We start from the raw sequence: 17,428 nt of genomic DNA, 5'->3' as shown, positions 1-17,428 counted from the left end.
GCGGACCGTGAATGCCGTATATTTGTGATGTTGACGTCCTGTCACACGGTTGGCGTCCACTGATGGTCATCACAGCGGAATCTGCACGAATTCAATACCCGTAGTCATCGTCTGGTATCAATGACCCAATCAAATAACCGCTGGGATACTTGAGATCAATAACCGCGATACACTTCCCTTCTTTTCCCAGCGTCTTCGCTTCGTACTCATTGTCACACAGATAAACAGCACGTTGACAGACAGAACAAAACCTTCTCGTTTCGTGATCTGTGGGTGAGAGGTCAAGCCACCGCTTCGGGCAGCGAAATTGGAACTTCAAATCACAGTTTTCAATGATGGCCGCAGCGGTCTTGTAAAGCCGTTCAATGGTGTGATCGAGAATGTATTTCTCAGCAAATGAGAAACGGATGCTCACATCCATTTCAATTGCAAAGCGTAACGCTTCTCGTAACTCATCCAGTTCATGATCCGGTCTAGGGTACGTGACAATTTGCAACTCGTTCGCTTCACAGCTGATGAGTAAGGCCGTTGATTTCTGCGCGAATGCTTCAGGAACTTTTTCCAGAAGGTGCGGATTGATCGTGATGCAATCCAAATCATCTTCGTCAAAGTCATAGATGAAATCGTTCTTGCTGCCGGTCATCGCAATCCCCTACGTCACATCATCAAAGTCCATGATTGAACTTCGGCATCTAGTGTGAGATCATTCATGAATCATCCAATTTCTCGGATGTGACCGCAAGGAGAATGTCGATGCGTCTTATCATCATCGCGCTGCTTTGTTTCCTGATGTCTGCATCGATCACCCACGCCCAAAACAACGGCAACACCGGTGGTGGCAACACCGGCGGAGGCGGCATCAACACCGGTGGCAATAACAACACCGGCGCCGGCGGCATCCTCATCAATCCCCAGGGCGTCGTCTCCTCCATCTCTCAAACCCTGCCCCCTGCCGCGATGCAATCCCGTCGCACCGCCTTCGAATCCGCACTCAACGACGACATCAAACGCCAGACCGATCTTCGTTACGTTTCCCTCGTCCGCTTATCCAAAGAAGTCGACACCGCCATCCGCGAAGCTCGCGACATCACCCCCGACCAGTTTTACCTCGCAGGTCTGACCCGCATTGACGAGATCTTCATCGACGCCGAAAAAGGCGAACTCGTCATCGCAGGCCCAGCCGGGGCATTCGGCCCGGACAAAGAAAACCGCATCATCAATCTCGAAACTGGCCGCCCCTGCCTGCGTCTGGATGATCTCGTCGAAAGCTTCGCGAGTGTCGCCCAGCGTCGCCAGATCCTCTGTTCCATCGACCCCGTGCAAGAGCGGCTACTGAGACTGCAGGACTATCTCGCGAAGAACAGCCAGCCGGCGAGCGTCGATGTCATCAAGCAGCGATACCAGATGATGGCGAAGGTTCTGGGCGAACAGAATGTCCGACTCGAAGGTGTCCGCACAAACTCGCATCTGGCCGTCACGCTCGTCGAAGCCGATTACCGAATGAAGAAAGTCTCTCTCGCCCTGGAAAACCCACGCATCAAAGGCTTTCGAAGTCATCTCGCGATGCTGAAACCTCAGAACGGCAGCTTTCAGCGCTGGTTCTTTTTACCTTACTACGACGCAATTCGCGGGAACCGCGAGAACTCCCATTTCGCTCTCGCAGGTCAACGTCTCCAACTCGTCGGCCAGGAAGAAACGGTCTCCGAGGACGGGTCCCGCACCGATGCCGTGACGACCCGCAAGTCGACCCTGGATTACGCCAAGCAGTTCACAGAGAAAGTCCCCGAACTCGCCGCCGCCATGCCGGTCTTCGCAGAACTCCAAAACATCGTCGACATGCTGACCCTCGCCGCCCTCATCGATAAATACCACCTCGATACTCAAACCAACTGGCCCGGCTTCAACATCGAACAATTACGTTCAAAATGCCCCTCCTACACCATCCCCAAGACCGTCGAGACGCTCGTCAACATACAGCCCAACAACGGCGGTATGGTCCTCGGCCTCATCGCCGGCGGCGTGATCGTCAACCCGCAACGAATCATCGCCAACATCCAAGTCGGAGAACTCAAACAACCAAAAACGTCATCCACAACAGACACCTGGTGGTGGGACGCGAAGTAAAAAGACATCCGGTCAAACACGCGTCCAACATCACCGACACCGTCGCCGTCAACCTTGTCCCTTCTCCCTTGAGGGGAGAAGGTGCCCGAAGGGCGGATGAGGGTGGGGTATAGGCACTAACAAGTATTCATTTCACGTAACCAACATCAGCAATCAAGTATCGAGTATTTACCAACTTCACCTCCAATCAAACACACCATCTATGCTACCATAACCCCATGACCGACTCCCATTTCCCCATCACTGCCTCCATCGCGATCCCCTGGTCCGAACTGACCTTCACCGCCGTCCGAGGCTCAGGCCCCGGCGGCCAGAACGTCAACAAAGTCGCCAGCAAGGTTCTGTTGCGCTGGCAGTTCGCCGAATCAACCGCACTTCCCGAAGCCGTCCGCACACGATTCCTCGCCGCGAACCGCAACCGCCTCAACGCCGAAGGCCAGATCCTCATCACCTCCGTGGAGTCCCGAGACCAGCCGACCAACAAGGAAAACTGTCTAGCCAAACTCAAAGAGATGATCACCAAAGCAATCACTCCTCCCAAAAAACGCAAGCCAACCAAACCAACCCACGGTTCACAACTACGCCGACTCCAGGCCAAGAAGCAACGCTCCGAAACCAAGAAGAATCGACGTCCAGACATCGACTAATGACGTCGGTTGAGGCAAGCCACTGAGCTTCGCATTACTTCCGCTTCTCCAAAACGACTTCATGCGCAACCTTTCGATACAACTCCGCATCCCCCGCCTCAACTCCCTTCGGCACAAACTTGACCTTCGTCGCATCTCCACCCGTCAAGACTTCAAACCACACCAACCCACCCAGATAACACCCCGACGCATTCGCATGCTTGGCATCCAGGCTCAAAGTCTTCTTGCCATCCTTTCCCACCCATCTCCATCCCACAATCAACGAGTGATCTTGATTCGGCAGGTTCGGCGCAACCGCAGTCTTGTAATCAAACTTCGGATCCGGCACGACCACCTGTTGCCCAGGCGTTGCGCGAACTCTTTGAAAGGCTGTCCCGACAGGAATGATCGTCCCGTTGAACTCACGAGCAACATCGTCGTAACAGCGTCTCAACCCGTCATACATCGTCTGCTGGTCTAGCGCCTCCTGCTTGTACGATAGGGAATCCGGTCGATAAGCCCACGTCTCATGCACCAGCAACTTTGCACGCGGAGCCAATGCACGAATACGAACAACCAGTTCATCCATATGCGGATGAAAAGTCTCAGGTCGATAACTATGCAGACTGAATTGCTGAACCGTGACGAAGTCCCATTCCTCAGCCTTGAGAGCATCCTGCAGGTTGATCTTCGTCGTCTTGCCATCATGCTTGGTCGTATAAGGCTTCAAACTCGGGTCCGCGTCCGACTCCCGCGCCAGCCTCGCATGCTTCTCGAGTGGACAGCCCCCGATGTTCGCCGTCCCGATGATGATCTCAACTCCCTGATCCTTCCCGATCTCTTTCAGATATTTGCACGCATTCTCCGAAAAACTATTCCCAATCGTCAGCACCTTCACCGTCCTGGGAAGAACCGTCTCCTCAGCATGGGAAGACGCGATCATGACAAAAGTCGTCACACAGAAAACAGCGAGCGCTCGCAAGAGTTTCATCAAAGTCTCCAACAACAGTAGGCAGCATGGAAGATGACGTCACTATAACCCCGATGATCACACAACTTCAAAGCAGATTTCCAATCGCGTTGACGGTACATTAGGAATTGAACATCATTTGCAACCCGCCTTGAGGATGCCACTCATAGAGATCATTCAACCCCGCCCGACAACTCAAGACGAGTGGAAAAATCCTCGTCATCTTGTGGTCAAAGAAACCATAATAGCAATTGTGACGAATCACCCGCGCTCACGGAAAGGCCTTCCATGCTCAGACTCCTCACCCTCCTCTGCCTGCTCTGCCTGCTCAACATCTCATCATTCGCACTCGCTGCAGACCCGACTCACGTCCTCATCGTCGTCGGCCCCACAAACCATCCTCCCGGCACGCACGAAGTCACCGCCAGCGCCAAACTGATGGCTCATTGCCTCGAACACGCTGACAACCTGAAAGACATCAAAACCACTGTCACCACCGAATGGCCCAGCGAAGCACTGCGTCAAACCGCAGACACCATCGTCTTCTCCGGCGACACATTCCCACCTCATCGCATGGGCGAAACACAACAAAAACTAGACGATTTGAAACTCATGATGGACCGAGGCTGCGGCATCGTCTGCATCCATTACGCCACCGGCATCCTCGGCACCGACGTCGGCCCCGATGGCGATCACCCCCTCCTCCACTGGATGGGTGGCTACTTCGCCAATAAAACCTGCGCCCACCATCAGGGCATCGCGCGAGTTTTCAAGGAAGCCGCGATCAAGCCAACATCAACCCAGCACGCCATTCTTCAAGGCTGGCAGCCCTTCACGCTTCACGACGAGCCCTACATCAACAATTACTTCGGCCCCAATAACAATCAGCCAGCCGACAACGTCACGATCCTCGCCACGTCCATGCTTCCCCCGGAAGCCCCCAAAGCAGAACCGGTCGCCTGGTGCATCGAGCGCCCCAACGGCGGCCGAGGGTACGCCATCGTCATGCCCCACTTCTACAAAAACTGGTCCGACGACAACCTTCGAACCTTCATCCTCAACGGCATCGTCTGGTCAGCCAAGCGCGAAGTCCCAGAAGCCGGCGTGAAATCCACCCTCACCGACCTCACCCTCTTCAAACCCGCCTCGGTCAACGTCGTCCCAAAGCGGCCCAACTGAATCGCCAGTCATCACTTGACTTAGCGAGTCTTTTTCTCAACGTGCCATGCTTGCGGCTTTGAGCAAGCATGTTCTGAACGCTCCAACATCAACCGAAGCATCATGCTCACCCAAAGCTGTGGGCATAGCACGACTATTGTGACCGCGCGGGCTTAAATTGGGATCCTTCTGAGTCCCCACCAACTACACAAACAACGCGACTTCAATCGTCAGACCAGGACCAAAGCCCATCGCAACGCATGGCAGCTTCGCATCCTTCTTCATCGTCTCCTGCATGACGAAGAAGATCGTCGCAGAACTCATATTCCCATAGTTCTTAAGCACATCGTAAGAACAGGAAAGCTGGTCTTTCTTAAGCTGCAGGGCACGCATCGCAGAGTGCAGGATCTGAGGCCCGCCCGGGTGAATCGCCCAGGAAGCAATATCAGAAAGCTTCATCCCCTGCTGATCCAACCAGCTTTCCAGCCACGGACGAAGATGCTCGAGGATCAGTGCAGGAATCCGTTCAGACAGAGTCATCACGAAGCCGTGGTCACTGATGTGCCAGCCCATCTCAGGCAGCGTATTCGGCAGAATGCACGAGCCACTGGCCTTCAGGCTCCAGTTCGTCGACTTCTCGGAGACAAAGTTATCTCCCACGAAGATCGCCGCTCCTGAACCATCTGCAAAAAGTGCATTCGCAACCTTTTGATCGTTCTCAGCGACCGACTGGAAGTGCAGCGTGCAAAGCTCCGTCGAACAGACCAGAACACACGCATTCGGATCAGCAGCAGCATACGCATTGGCGACTCGCATCGCATTCATACCAGCGTGGCATCCCATAAATCCCAAGTGAGTTCGTGAGGTCGTCGGCCGAAGTGGCAGCTTGCAGATCAGATCGATATCAACACCCGGCGCAGAGAACCCGGTGCAAGAGGCAGTCACCAGATGGGTGACCTGCTGAGCATCGATACCAGCATTGGCAAACGCTTTCTGGCAGGACTGAATGGCAAGGTCCGTCGCATGTTGCTGATAAGCCTTCATGCGGGTCTCTGTCGAAGGACCAGTCTGATCCTCAAGTTCAGCAACCGCCGTAAAGAAGTTCTGGCGCTCGAGAAGTGACCCTTCAGCAGAGTTCAGAAAGACGCTATAGCGTTTCTCGACAGTCGACTTCTCAAAAATGTACGGAGTGAACCAGCGGTCTTTTTCATCACCTGCCACGAACTTCTCAGCAACTTCGTGTCGGTCATCAAGCGTAATCGCAAAGGGAGGCGTAGCGGTACCAAGGCTGAGGATCTTCATGACGCGGACTGACTTTCAATGGGCAAGGGCACGAGTAAGAGAGTAGGCAGTGCATCGCGAAGGAACGCCATCGCGGAATCAAAATTCTGACAAACGCGACGTAAAGAAAGCGTATGACTCACAAGAGAGGTCAGAAGAATAATGAAAAATGGAGAAAGCTGGAAGCCGCTTTGACCAGTATAGGCCTCAAAGAACAGGGCATTCAAGATGGTTAATTGCAACAATGGCAATATATCAGCCCATCGCATTCCGAGGCGTTATAGACACTCCGTCTTTGCTCACTTAACATCCGTGAAATCTCACATCCGATTTCGTGGCCAACCGCATTTTCCTGGAAATACCGGGGCAAAGCCTACTTACCATAGACCTTCTTCGGATCAAATGTTTTATCAATCAGCTTTTGCTCCATCATGTATGGCTGCTCACCGACCAGTTGGCCTGTCGGAATCGAGCGATAGAAGCAAGTCGAAAACCCGGTATGACACGCCCCCTCACCCAGCTGATCCACCTTCATCCAGATCGCATCCTGATCGCAATCAATACGCAGCTCGACGACCTTCTGCACGTGTCCTGATGTCTTACCCTTATGCCACAGTTCCTGACGGGAACGACTGTAATAGACAGCTTCCCCGATCTCGATCGTCTTCTGCAAAGCTTCCGCATTCATGTACGCGAGCATAAGAACATCGCCCGTCTTCGCACACGTCGCCACCGCAGGAATCAACCCGTCCGCATCAAATTTCGGCGCGAGCAACAGGCTCTCTTCAACAACCTTCTTATCAGTACGTTCAGCAAATGCAGACATGGGAGACTTCTTAATTGAAAGATGAAGTTAACCACAAAGATCACAGAGGGAGTTGTAAACCAAGGAAAAACACAGATTGTCACAGATCGGAGAGGAGGGATAGGAAAAGGATCCATCTCTCACTTATCTGCGTTCATCTGCGGTTCTAATCTTCTCTTTATCCGTGTTTCTCCGTGTTCATCCGTGGTTTGGTTCCAGTTAAAAGCGGGGAGTCCTCTGTGATCTCTGTGTCAAACGTCTTACGAAAACATCGAATTCACACCAGTGGCTTCAAAGGCGTTGACGATGTGATAGATCGTGGGCTGTCGAGTGGCATCAATCGTGATCACAATGACGTCGAATCGACACCGCTGATTGAGCAGACGTTCGCTCTTGAGATAACCCAGCGCGGTCCGTGTCAGCTTCTTGCGCTTAGCAGCGTGAATCGCACCAAAGCCCCCTTCAGGATCGCTGTCGTTTCTCGTCTTCACTTCCACAAAGACAATAAACCCGTCCGGCGAGCGGGCAATGATATCAAGCTCGCCAATGGTCGAACGATGATTCCGGGCCAGGATCTTGTATCCAGCGGCTTTAAGAAACCCCGTCGCAACGTCTTCACCTTGCTGGCCGACGTTACTCGACTCCCCGCTCTTAAAAAACGACAAGAGGCGAGACCACCAGTGTTGCATGGGGATATCGCCTCCTCGATCAGTGATAAGACGGAGAACCGCCTAATCGACTTTGAAAAAATCACTCGCTGTCTTGAGCAGCGGTTTCTTCTTTCTTGTTGACCCGGCGTTCGGTCAGGCGAGTTGCCTTACCAACGCGGTCGCGAAGATAGAACAGCTTGGCGCGGCGAACCTTGGAAGAACGCTTAACAACAACGTCAGCCACCTTTGGCGAGTTGACTGGAAAGGTCCGTTCGACCCCTTCACCAGCCACGATACGACGGACAGTGAATGATTCGCACATTCCGCTGCCACGCATGGAGATGACAACGCCTGAGAACAACTGGGTACGCTCTTTGTCTCCTTCGAGAATCAGCGTACGGACATCGACAGTATCGCCGATTTCAAAGCTCAGCTTGTTGGATCGCAGGCTGCCTTCAGAGGCGATCTTCAGGAGTTCAGTTTTCGATTTGCTCGTCGTTGCCATGGCGGGAATCTCGTAATTGGAAATTTGGAATTCGATGTTGTCCGGATGAGGGAGACGACCTTGTCACCACTCATGCCGTGGAAGTTTATTTCAAAAGGTCGCCGCGTTTTTCGCGGGTCCTCTGGAGGCTTTGTTCGTGCCTCCAGGCAGCAATCTTTTCATGATCGCCAGACAGGAGAATCTCTGGAACTTCCATACCCCGGAAATTCCGAGGTCGTGTGTACTGAGGGTACTCGAGAAGTCCCTGATGGGAGAACGAGTCATACTTGCTGCTCGTTTCATCTCCCAGGACACCCGGAATCAACCGGATGACCGTATCGACGAGGAGCATAGCTGGAACTTCCCCGCCATTGCAGATGAAATCACCAGCTGAGACTTCCAGAGGCTTAAGCCCCTGGTTGATTCGATCATCAAACCCTTCATAGCGACCGCACATGATCAGGATGCGGGGCTGAGTCGCCAATTCCTCGACAAGAGTCTGAGTCAGAGGCCGGCCTTGAGGGGTCATCATCACCAGAAGACCTTCTGGCGAAGTTTCTGCACGGACAGCTTCGACACAGTCGTAAACCGGCTCGCACATCATCAACATACCAGGACCACCGCCATAAGGACGATCGTCGATGGTATTGTGTCTGTCTTTCGTCCAGTTGCGGAAGTTCCACAAATGGATGTTCACGAGGTTCTGATCGATCGCCTTCTTGAGAAGACTTTGCCCCATGTACCCGGTAAAAATCTCCGGGAACAGCGTCATGATATCAAAACGCATAATTCAGACCTGGGGAACCACACTCGGGAGGGCGATCAGACAGATTAACCCTCAGCAGGAGCTTCAGCTTCTGCAGTTGCTTCGCCTTCAGCTGTTGCTTCACCTTCAGCAGGGGCCTCTTCCTTAGCAGGTGGCTGCTTCGGATCGAGCATCGCTGGGGCTGGCTTGGCTGTCGTCCAGCGGTTTTCCTTGACCTTATCGATCAGGGTCGCGACGCGGTCAGATGGTTGTGCACCAACAGACAGCCAGTAATCGAGGCGTTCCATGTTCAGGTTGACGCGCTGAGACTTTTCCTTAACGAATGGATCGTAAGTACCAATCTCTTCGATGTTCTTGCCGTCACGTGGGCTGCGAGAATCTGCGATGCAAATTCTGAAAAAATGACGTCGGTGACGTCCCATCTGCTTCATTCGGATCCGAACTGCCACGTAAGTCACTCCTGAGACTGAAAACAATTAAGTGATTGGTTGAAAAAGGAAAAACAGAAACTGCCAGGTCACCACCAGAGAAGCACGATAAAAACCGCCATGATAACTACTTGCGATTTTTCTTGCGTTGCTTCTTGGCGTCCTTGCGTTTCTGTTTCTTCATCTCTTCGATTTTCTTCAGATCGAGCGGGCCACGCTTGGATCGCATTTTCTTGTCGGCGATCTGGACGTTAGGGTCCATCGCACCGCCAGCGATATCTTGAATGGCTCGCATCCGATCTCGAACTCCGAGGCCGGCCATCTTCTGCATCACACCCGACATTGTTTTAAAGTCGGTCAGCAGTTTGTTGATCTCGGCCGGCTCAGCACCACTTCCGCGGGCGATCCGGGTTCGACGCGAACGGTCGATCATATCAGGATTTCGGCGTTCTTCCAGCGTCATCGACGAGATCATCGCGTCGATCCGCCCAAGATCTTTCTCTGGATTCATCCCGCCGAGCTGATCTGCGATCCCGCCCAGCCCTGGGATCATCTTGAGGATGTCACCCATCGAGCCAAGCCGTTTGATCTGCTTCATCTGCTTCTGGAAGTCTTCCAGGGTGAATTTCCCCTTGGCGAGCTTCTCTTGCTGCAGACGCATTTCCTCTTCGTCGAACTGCTCCTGGACACGTTCTGCCAGGGTCGCCAGGTCGCCGCCGCCGAGAATCCGGCTGGCCATCCGCTCGGGATGGAATTTTTCAAGCTTGTCGAGGGTTTCCCCAACACCGATGTATTTGATTGGAACGCCAGTGACCGCTTTCACCGAGAGAGCCGCCCCGCCGCGGGTATCCCCGTCGAGCTTGGTGAGGATCACGCCATCGAGTTCGAGGGCTTCGTTGAAGGCCTTGGCGGAGTTGACAGCATCCTGTCCAGTCATCGAGTCGCAAACCAGCAACACCTGATCGGGGTTGAGTTTACGATCAATCTGAATCACTTCCTGCATCAGCTCGTCGTCAATGTGGAGACGACCAGCTGTGTCGAGAATCACGACATCGATATCGTTCTTCTTGGCAAACTCAAAACCGTTCTGGCAAACCTTGACCGGGCTCCGACCATCCGTCGGCTCCGTATAAACGGGAACGCCAATCTGCGAGCCAATGATCTTCAGCTGCTCAACAGCGGCAGGACGCTGGAGGTCGGCTGCGACGAGGAGGGGTTTGCGACCTTCCTCTTTCAGCATTTTAGCCAGCTTGCCGGTCGTGGTTGTCTTACCACTTCCCTGCAAACCGCACATCATAATAACAGACAGACCCTTTTTGAGCTGCAGCGAGTGGTCGACCGGCCCCATGAGCATGACCAGCTCACGGAACACGATACCAACAATCTGCTCAGAAGGCTTAAGCGACTTAAGGACTTTCTCCCCAACAGCTTCCGCAGTGATCTTCTTGATGAAGTCATTGGTCACCTGGAACTGAACGTCGGCTTCGAGCAAGGCTTGACGGACTTCGCGCAAAGAATCGCGAATATTCCCCTCGGTCAGCTTGCCCGTCTGGAGCTTGCTGAGGGCATTAGTCAAACCTCTTGTGATCGATTCAAACACGACGAAGGCTCTGGTTCAGGGTGTGGAAAAGTTGTGGAAAGTCAATGTCCCAATGGTGTTTGGGAAAAACAGAACAGAATAACACGCTGCCTCGCAATTGGCAAGAAACCAGCGATTTATTCTCCGTCCGAATTCTTTAAGCAGAATTTTACGAATTTTGAGGGAAGAAGCTGAATCTTTTGACGTCGAAGTGGGTTTGATTAGCAGAAAACATTCTCATTTAATGATCCTTCACGTATACTCATGTGTTGGCTACAATGGGGTGTTTCCGAAAAATAGTGCATTGCGCAACACGTCTTTTCAATGCACATCGTCTCTTTCTGCACTAAAGGTTCATTCGTGAAGCGACTCTTCGGCGTTATTCTTCTGACTCTGATCTTCCAAGCTGGATGCGGGCAAACGGCCCGTAAACCTGTTGAGCCTCCCACAGGACGCACAGAAATTCTGGGCTCTATGAGAAGCGGACTAACCGCTGCCTCACAAAGCGGCGAAGCTGGTAGTGGAATGGATGCGATTTTTGATGACCACAAGCGTCTCAAAGAAGTTGACGCCGAGTTATATGACAAGTTGAATCCAACACTTGAAAAGCTGGCCAAGACTGGCAGCACAGCTGAACGCAAAAAGCTTGCTTCCGAAGCACTCACGGCGTTACCGCCGGATGAGTCTCCTAAATAGTTGACACCACAGACGAGACTCTAACTCAATATTTTTTCTTTTTCTGTTTTCCCACATCTGCTCCACGAAAGGTCTGTATGTCTCTCCGTAAGCAAGGCTTTACCCTGATTGAGTTGCTGGTCGTGATTGCGATCATCGCCACACTGGTTGCCATTTTGTTGCCCGCTGTTCAGCAGGCTCGAGAAGCTGCCCGACGCTCAACCTGTAAAAACAATCTGAAACAACTCGGTATCGCGATTCACAACTATCACGATACTCACAACATTTTCCCTCGCGCCAACTACGAAGCCGTGAACGGCACGGGTGGCCGGAACTACTCCTATTATGGATGGTCAGCGCAGGCGATGCTTCTGCCATTCGTCGAGCAGGCTGCTCTCTATGATTCGATTAACTTCAACGAGACGTCTAACTTCGGAAATAATGATGTCGTCAAACGCGCGATCATTCCGGGCTATCTCTGCCCGTCCGATGTGAACGCAATTCCCAACGGCGGCGGATACAACAACGGCCCAGGTAACAATTACGCTGTTTCTGCAGGTCCGTCGGTCTTCTTCCTTCCTTCCGGCGTTTATCCAGAAACTGCAATTTCGAACGCCGCTCATCAGAACGGGATGTTCAACTGGCGTAAGTCCGTCAAGATGGCTGACGTCATCGATGGTCTGTCAAACACCATCGCTGCTGCCGAAATCCTCAAAGGTGACGGCGAAAGTACCGGCCCCGGCTACAGCCAGGGCGATGGCATTAAAGGTGTTCCAATCACTGGCCTGCCAAACTCATTCTGGACAGTCGCACAACAACAAACCTATTTGACCCAATGTCAGACCAACTCAGCAGCGACAACCAACCCCCCACGTGGGAATTCAGGTTCAAACTGGGCACACGGAGTTGCTGGCTTCACCGTCTTCAACACGATGGCCAATCCAAACACCAAGTTCGGCGTCTGTATGAGCTGTGCTTCGTGCCAAACCAACGATGGAGCAGGACTCTTCAGTGCAGGTAGCCGTCACAAAGGCGGGGTCAACTTCCTCCTGGGTGATGGTGGCGTTCGATTCGGTTCAGACAACCTCGACAACACCACCTGGCAACGCCTCGGTGCTGTTAACGATGGTCAAGTCATTGGCGAGTTCTAATCTCGCACATTTTCAACACAGCGAGTATCGGTGGGCTCGATTTCTATGGAAGTCGAGCCTGACCGATCCTGCTGTTGATTTGCTTCAACGGTTTTGTATTCAGCAAGATCGACAATCAGTTTTTTCCTGTAAGCGTTCCGACGTTCCCTATCCCAAGTTCATTTCTTTCTGCTGAAGGTCGTTTCCATGTCCCGTCGTCATGGTTTTACATTGATTGAATTGCTCGTCGTCATTGCCATTATCGCGACACTGGTTGCGATCCTGCTGCCAGCCGTGCAACAGGCTCGTGAAGCAGCTCGCCGATCCACCTGCAAAAACAATTTGAAACAACTCGGGATCGCGATTCACAACTATCACGATACACACAACATTTTTCCTCGCGCCAACTTCAACTCCCGTGCTGCCACGACGGGCGCGACGAACTATTCTTACTATGGCTGGTCTGCTCAGACAATGCTTCTGCCATTCGTCGAGCAAGCTGCACTTTATGATACCATCAATTTCAGTCTTCCTGCTTATCCAGATGCGACGAACGATACCGCCAAGCGAGCCATCATTCCGGGTTACCTGTGTCCCTCCGATGTCAACATGATCGCCAATGGCGGTAACTACAACAACGGGCCGGGAAACAACTATATGGTCTCCGGAGGTCCTTCGGTCTTCTTCTTCCCTGCTGGCGTCGACACCACGACGAACATCGAAACGTCACCGCTCCCGAACTTTGCTGATCAAATCGGTATGTTCAATTGGCGCCGCTCGGTTCGTATGGCTGATGTCATTGATGGTCTGTCGAACACCATCGCAGCTGCTGAGATGATCAAGGGTGATGGCGAGAACAATGTCTACACTGAAGGTGACACGATTCGTAACACTCCATTTCCGTCTGGCGCACCAAACACATTCTGGCCAAAGGCAACACAGGATGCCTACGTGACAGCCTGCCAAGCCAATTCAACCGTAACTGGTGGTTCTTCTCCAAAGGGTAACCAGGGCGCCAACTGGGCCCACGGCGTCCCCGGCATGTCGATTTTCACAACCATGATGAATCCCAACACCAAGTTCGGTAACTGCGTCCGCTGCGTCAACTGCGGCACAAACGACACGGCAGGTAGCTTCCCAGCCAGCAGTCGTCACAAAGGCGGAGTCAACTTCCTGCTGGGTGATGGCGGCGTTCGTTTCGGCTCGGAGAACCTCGACAACACGACTTGGCAACGCCTCGGCGCTGTCAACGACGGTCAAGTCATCGGCGAGTTCTAATCGACTCGGTCTCGTGCTCATCCTGAATACTGTCAGACTCTAATACAGTCAGACTCTAAGCTCAGCAGCCTCAATCATTTGTATCTCACAGGTGATTGAGGCTTTTTGCTGCGCGGAGTTTCGCATTGGGACGGCTCGGAGGTGGAGGAACGAAATTTTTGGTCGAACTCCGATGCGAACGAAGTGTCGGATCGATATACTTGAAGATTGATGAGGGCACATCCGACATGTTACATGCGGGTCCGCCTCGGTTTCGAATTTTGATTGTTTCGTTAGCGGCTTGAAGACAGGGAGTTCACACTCCCCGCTCGCCTTTTTGAGGATGTATGAACAAGAATCTTTTCAACAAAGTCTGGGACAATCACACCGTCGGCCAATTGTCATCAGGACAAACGCAGCTGTTCATCGGACTTCACCTGATCCACGAAGTGACCAGCCCACAAGCGTTCGCGATGCTGCGGGAACGCAATCTGAAAGTCCTGCATCCCGAGCGAACATTCGCGACCGTCGACCATATCGTCCCGACCCTCAGTCAGGCTCGCCCGTTCAAAGACCTGCTGGCGGAAGAGATGATGTCCGCCATCGAAAAAAACTGCAAAGACTTCGGCATCACGCTGATGGATCTGAATGATAAGCGTCAAGGCGTCGTCCACATCGTCGGTCCCGAGCAGGGACTGACCCAGCCGGGGATGACCATTGCCTGCGGCGATTCACACACCTCGACACACGGCGCCTTCGGAACGATCTCCTTCGGCATCGGGACCAGCCAGGTCGCCTATGTCCTCGCGACCCAGACCCTCGCGATGAGCCGACCAAAGGTCCGCAAGGTCGAAGTCAATGGGGCATTAGGTCGCGGCGTCTTCGCCAAAGACGTGACTCTCCACATCATCCGCAAGCTCGGCGTTCAAGGCGGCGTTGGTTATGCCTATGAATACGCAGGCGATACGTTCGCCCGCATGACCATGGAAGAACGCATGACCGTCTGCAACATGAGCATCGAGGGCGGTGCACGTTGCGGCTATATCAATCCTGACCAGACAACAGTGCAATACCTCGAAGGCCGTCCGTTTGTCCCCAAGGGCAAAGACTTCGCAACGGCAGCCAGCTGGTGGTTGAGTCAGGCGAGTGACCTCGACGCCCACTATGACGACGTCGTCAAGTTCGATGCAACAACAATTGCCCCGACCGTCACCTGGGGAATCACGCCAGGACAGGCAATCGGAATCGACGAAGTCATCCCCACACTCGATAGCTACCCATCCGACGAACGCACCGTCGTCGCAGAAGCTCTCGCCTACATGGACCTGAAAGAGCAGCAACCTCTCGAAGGACTCAAGATCGACGTCGCCTTCATCGGCAGCTGCACCAACGGCCGCATCAGCGACCTGCGTGAAGCCGCATCAATCGTCAATGGGCACCGCGTGGCTCCAGGCGTGAAAGCGCTTGTTGTGCCAGGGTCTCAACTGGTTCGCCAACAAGCCGAGCAGGAAGGTCTCGATGAGATCTTCAAGGCCGCTGGCTTCGAATGGCGCGAAGCCGGTTGCTCGATGTGCTTAGCGATGAACCCTGACAAACTCCAGGGACGCGAAATCTGCGCCTCCTCTTCAAACCGCAACTTCAAAGGTCGCCAAGGCAGCCCAACTGGCCGAACCCTGCTGATGAGCCCCGCCATGGTCGCCGCCGCAGCAATCAAAGGCCACGCCACAGACGTCCGCAACATGCTGACCTAGTCTCCTCTTCGGAAGAGAAGAGAGGTTGGAACGCAGAGCTCGCTGAGGAGAGCAGAGTCCACGGAGAAGAGGCTTTGTGACCTTATCATAAATTAAAACAATTTTGGCATTCGTTGGCTGGAGACATTGGTCAGCAGGATTGACGTGATAGAGGTTGCCGAAAAACTCTGCGACCTCCGCTCAACTCTGTTCCCTCTGCGTTCTAGTCTTAAGTCTGGTGAGAGAAAAACATCATGTCCGCTGAAGTCATTCAAGTCGTTGGTTCCGGTGTCCCCTTGCTGTTAGATGATATCGATACCGACCGCATCATCCCGGCCCGGTTTCTCCGCTGCGTCACGTTCGACGGCATTGGCGAATACGCCTTCGAAGACGATCGCCAGCAGGATCCGTCGCATCCATTCAATCAGCCTGAGTACAAGAACGGAAAAGTCCTCATCGCAGGACGGAACTTCGGCTGCGGCTCGTCACGCGAGCATGCTCCACAGTCGCTGATGCGATGGGGCATCGGCGCCATTGTCGCCGAGTCGTTCGCAGAAATCTTCTTCGGCAACTGCACATCCCTGGGCGTCCCCGCCGTCACAGCAAAGCGCGCCGATCTCGAAAAGCTGAACGCAGCCGTAAAGGCCGACCCGACGGCAGAAGTCGTCGTCGATTTGAAAGCCATGACAGTCAGCATTGGCGATGTGAAAGCCACGATCGAAATGCCCGCCAGCGCCCGAGAGTCACTCACAACCGGACAATGGGACTTCCTGGCCCAACTGCTGTCAAACGTGCCCGCCATCGAAGACACGGCAGATCGGCTGCCATACGTGAAAAGCTTTGCAGGTTAGCCCGAGTTATCCCAATCCTGGGATCGCCACCCAATTCACGCCACCCGCCCGCGTTCGCTTCGGCCTAACTCCGAGGTCAATATGAACTGCCATGAGAGTGTCATCGGCCCAACGTATTTCCGGTCCGAGCGGTTAGTGACGGTCGGTGATCGAATCTTGTTGGATGGTCATGCAGGAACCGTAGCAGCGGTCTTCGAACCGCACAGCCCCCAGGCAGAAGCCTTCGCCTGTTTCCAAACAGGTGGCGTCTTGCTGACAATGGACAAATTCGGCGACATGCTAGAACCCTTCGGCACATCAGGGTTTCTGGAGTTGGACGACGGAACAGAAGATTGAACGAATTGCTGCCCTGGTCCTGCTCATCGCGTTGACTGAGCTGTAAGTCACAAGTCTCTACATTCGCGACAGACAACCTGTAGACAGAAAAACGTCCATTCTTGCAAAAAAACCTCGACACCCGTCGCCCCTTTTCTTTTGCTCTTCACCAATCCCGCCCCCCCAACATATCCTCCCCCTGCAGAAGAGTTCCCGCAAGTATCGATCCTTCTCCCCCGGGGAGAAGGTGGCGGCGCTTCGCCGACGGATGAGGGATCTCTGCGAATTGAAGAAACGTATCAATTTCTCCTGGTTGATACTCCGAGGCTCCCCGTGTCCGAAATGCTCTACATCGTCTATGCCCTCGGCCTCTTCGCTGCCCTGCGCACCCTCGGCACCCTCATGCAACAAGAACGCACCATCGAACAACACCGCTACCTCGTCAAATGGCAGCAGGAACAGTACCAGAAACAGCAGGCAGAAATCGAACAACGAGCCCTCGAAGCCATGGCCGCCGTCGCCATGCCCGCCGAAGCCCCACCCGCCCCCACCCCCGCCAAAAAAGCCGCCTGACCCCTCCTCTCCGGGTAGTCCGGGGT

18 protein-coding genes are annotated in these 17,428 nt (G+C 53.6%); 9 read left to right on the top strand and 9 right to left on the bottom strand.

All coding sequences use genetic code 11. The features are described from left to right. Positions 1-91: 91 nt before the first annotated feature. A complete protein-coding gene (locus SH248x_RS07705) occupies positions 92-643 on the bottom strand; it encodes a GspE/PulE/PilB domain-containing protein (protein ID WP_459557949.1) in 552 nt (183 codons plus the stop codon). Positions 644-753: 110 nt separating this feature from the next. Between SH248x_RS07705 and SH248x_RS07700 the strand changes: the two genes are divergently transcribed. Together SH248x_RS07700 and arfB are read left to right on the top strand one after the other, a co-directional pair. Beyond that, positions 754-2,124 (top strand): DUF1598 domain-containing protein, encoded by a 1,371-nt coding sequence (locus SH248x_RS07700; protein WP_459557948.1) that lies wholly within the window; start codon positions 754-756, stop codon positions 2,122-2,124. 218 nt (positions 2,125-2,342) lie between these two features. Beyond that, complete coding sequence (gene arfB / locus SH248x_RS07695; protein WP_459557947.1) at positions 2,343-2,771, top strand: aminoacyl-tRNA hydrolase; 429 nt, start codon at positions 2,343-2,345, stop codon at positions 2,769-2,771. Between the two features lie 34 nt (positions 2,772-2,805). Here the strand turns inward: arfB and SH248x_RS07690 are convergent, their stop codons facing one another. Beyond that, on the bottom strand, positions 2,806-3,741 hold the full coding sequence (locus SH248x_RS07690; RefSeq protein WP_459557946.1) for a DUF4886 domain-containing protein: 936 nt from the start codon (positions 3,739-3,741) through the stop codon (positions 2,806-2,808). Positions 3,742-4,008: 267 nt separating this feature from the next. Here SH248x_RS07690 and SH248x_RS07685 point away from each other — a divergent pair, with 267 nt between their 5' ends. Then, the gene (locus tag SH248x_RS07685; protein ID WP_459557945.1) at positions 4,009-4,899 is read left to right on the top strand and encodes a ThuA domain-containing protein; all 891 of its coding nucleotides are present in this window, start codon (positions 4,009-4,011) and stop codon (positions 4,897-4,899) included. 183 nt (positions 4,900-5,082) lie between these two features. On the opposite strand, the gene SH248x_RS07680 is transcribed toward SH248x_RS07685, so the two are convergent. From SH248x_RS07680 to ffh, 7 genes are all read right to left on the bottom strand, one after another. Beyond that, complete coding sequence (locus SH248x_RS07680) at positions 5,083-6,180, bottom strand: type III polyketide synthase (protein ID WP_459557944.1); 1,098 nt, start codon at positions 6,178-6,180, stop codon at positions 5,083-5,085. A gap of 352 nt (positions 6,181-6,532) precedes the next feature. Then, positions 6,533-6,985, bottom strand: coding sequence for a phosphoribosyl-AMP cyclohydrolase (hisI, locus tag SH248x_RS07675; protein ID WP_459557943.1), 453 nt, complete (start codon positions 6,983-6,985; stop codon positions 6,533-6,535). A 239-nt stretch (positions 6,986-7,224) separates the two neighbouring features. Next, positions 7,225-7,653, bottom strand: coding sequence for a YraN family protein (locus SH248x_RS07670; RefSeq protein ID WP_459557942.1), 429 nt, complete (start codon positions 7,651-7,653; stop codon positions 7,225-7,227). Positions 7,654-7,714: 61 nt separating this feature from the next. Continuing rightward, complete coding sequence (gene rplS, locus SH248x_RS07665; RefSeq protein ID WP_459557941.1) at positions 7,715-8,119, bottom strand: 50S ribosomal protein L19; 405 nt, start codon at positions 8,117-8,119, stop codon at positions 7,715-7,717. Between the two features lie 85 nt (positions 8,120-8,204). Next, entirely contained in the window at positions 8,205-8,885 is a 681-nt protein-coding gene (gene trmD, locus SH248x_RS07660; protein WP_459557940.1) for a tRNA (guanine(37)-N(1))-methyltransferase, read from the bottom strand. A 44-nt stretch (positions 8,886-8,929) separates the two neighbouring features. Continuing rightward, positions 8,930-9,313: a small ribosomal subunit protein bS16 gene (rpsP, locus tag SH248x_RS07655; RefSeq protein ID WP_459557939.1), complete on the bottom strand. Its 384-nt coding sequence runs from the start codon at positions 9,311-9,313 to the stop codon at positions 8,930-8,932. Between the two features lie 106 nt (positions 9,314-9,419). Beyond that, positions 9,420-10,892, bottom strand: a complete 1,473-nt coding sequence (gene ffh, locus SH248x_RS07650) for a signal recognition particle protein (protein ID WP_459557938.1) — start codon at positions 10,890-10,892, stop codon at positions 9,420-9,422. 339 nt (positions 10,893-11,231) lie between these two features. On the opposite strand from ffh, the gene SH248x_RS07645 reads away from it, so the two are divergent. The 6 genes from SH248x_RS07645 (at position 11,232) to SH248x_RS07620 (ending at position 17,402) form a co-directional block, all read left to right on the top strand. Further along, a complete protein-coding gene (locus SH248x_RS07645) occupies positions 11,232-11,567 on the top strand; it encodes a hypothetical protein (RefSeq protein WP_459557937.1) in 336 nt (111 codons plus the stop codon). Between the two features lie 77 nt (positions 11,568-11,644). Beyond that, positions 11,645-12,697, top strand: a complete 1,053-nt coding sequence (locus SH248x_RS07640) for a DUF1559 family PulG-like putative transporter (protein ID WP_459557936.1) — start codon at positions 11,645-11,647, stop codon at positions 12,695-12,697. Between the two features lie 186 nt (positions 12,698-12,883). Continuing rightward, the gene (locus SH248x_RS07635) at positions 12,884-13,954 is read left to right on the top strand and encodes a DUF1559 family PulG-like putative transporter (protein ID WP_459557935.1); all 1,071 of its coding nucleotides are present in this window, start codon (positions 12,884-12,886) and stop codon (positions 13,952-13,954) included. Positions 13,955-14,280: 326 nt separating this feature from the next. Next, complete coding sequence (gene leuC / locus SH248x_RS07630) at positions 14,281-15,684, top strand: 3-isopropylmalate dehydratase large subunit (RefSeq protein ID WP_459557934.1); 1,404 nt, start codon at positions 14,281-14,283, stop codon at positions 15,682-15,684. 233 nt (positions 15,685-15,917) lie between these two features. After that, positions 15,918-16,514: a 3-isopropylmalate dehydratase small subunit gene (gene leuD / locus SH248x_RS07625; RefSeq protein ID WP_459557933.1), complete on the top strand. Its 597-nt coding sequence runs from the start codon at positions 15,918-15,920 to the stop codon at positions 16,512-16,514. A gap of 648 nt (positions 16,515-17,162) precedes the next feature. Further along, positions 17,163-17,402, top strand: coding sequence for a hypothetical protein (locus SH248x_RS07620; protein ID WP_459557932.1), 240 nt, complete (start codon positions 17,163-17,165; stop codon positions 17,400-17,402). Positions 17,403-17,428: the final 26 nt, after the last annotated feature.

This window comes from Lacunimicrobium album (genome assembly GCF_052161635.1).
Classification (GTDB): domain Bacteria; phylum Planctomycetota; class Planctomycetia; order Planctomycetales; family Planctomycetaceae; genus SXPC01.
The sequence above is the reverse complement of the archived record's forward strand: the minus strand, read 5'-3'. Positions and strand labels throughout refer to the sequence as shown.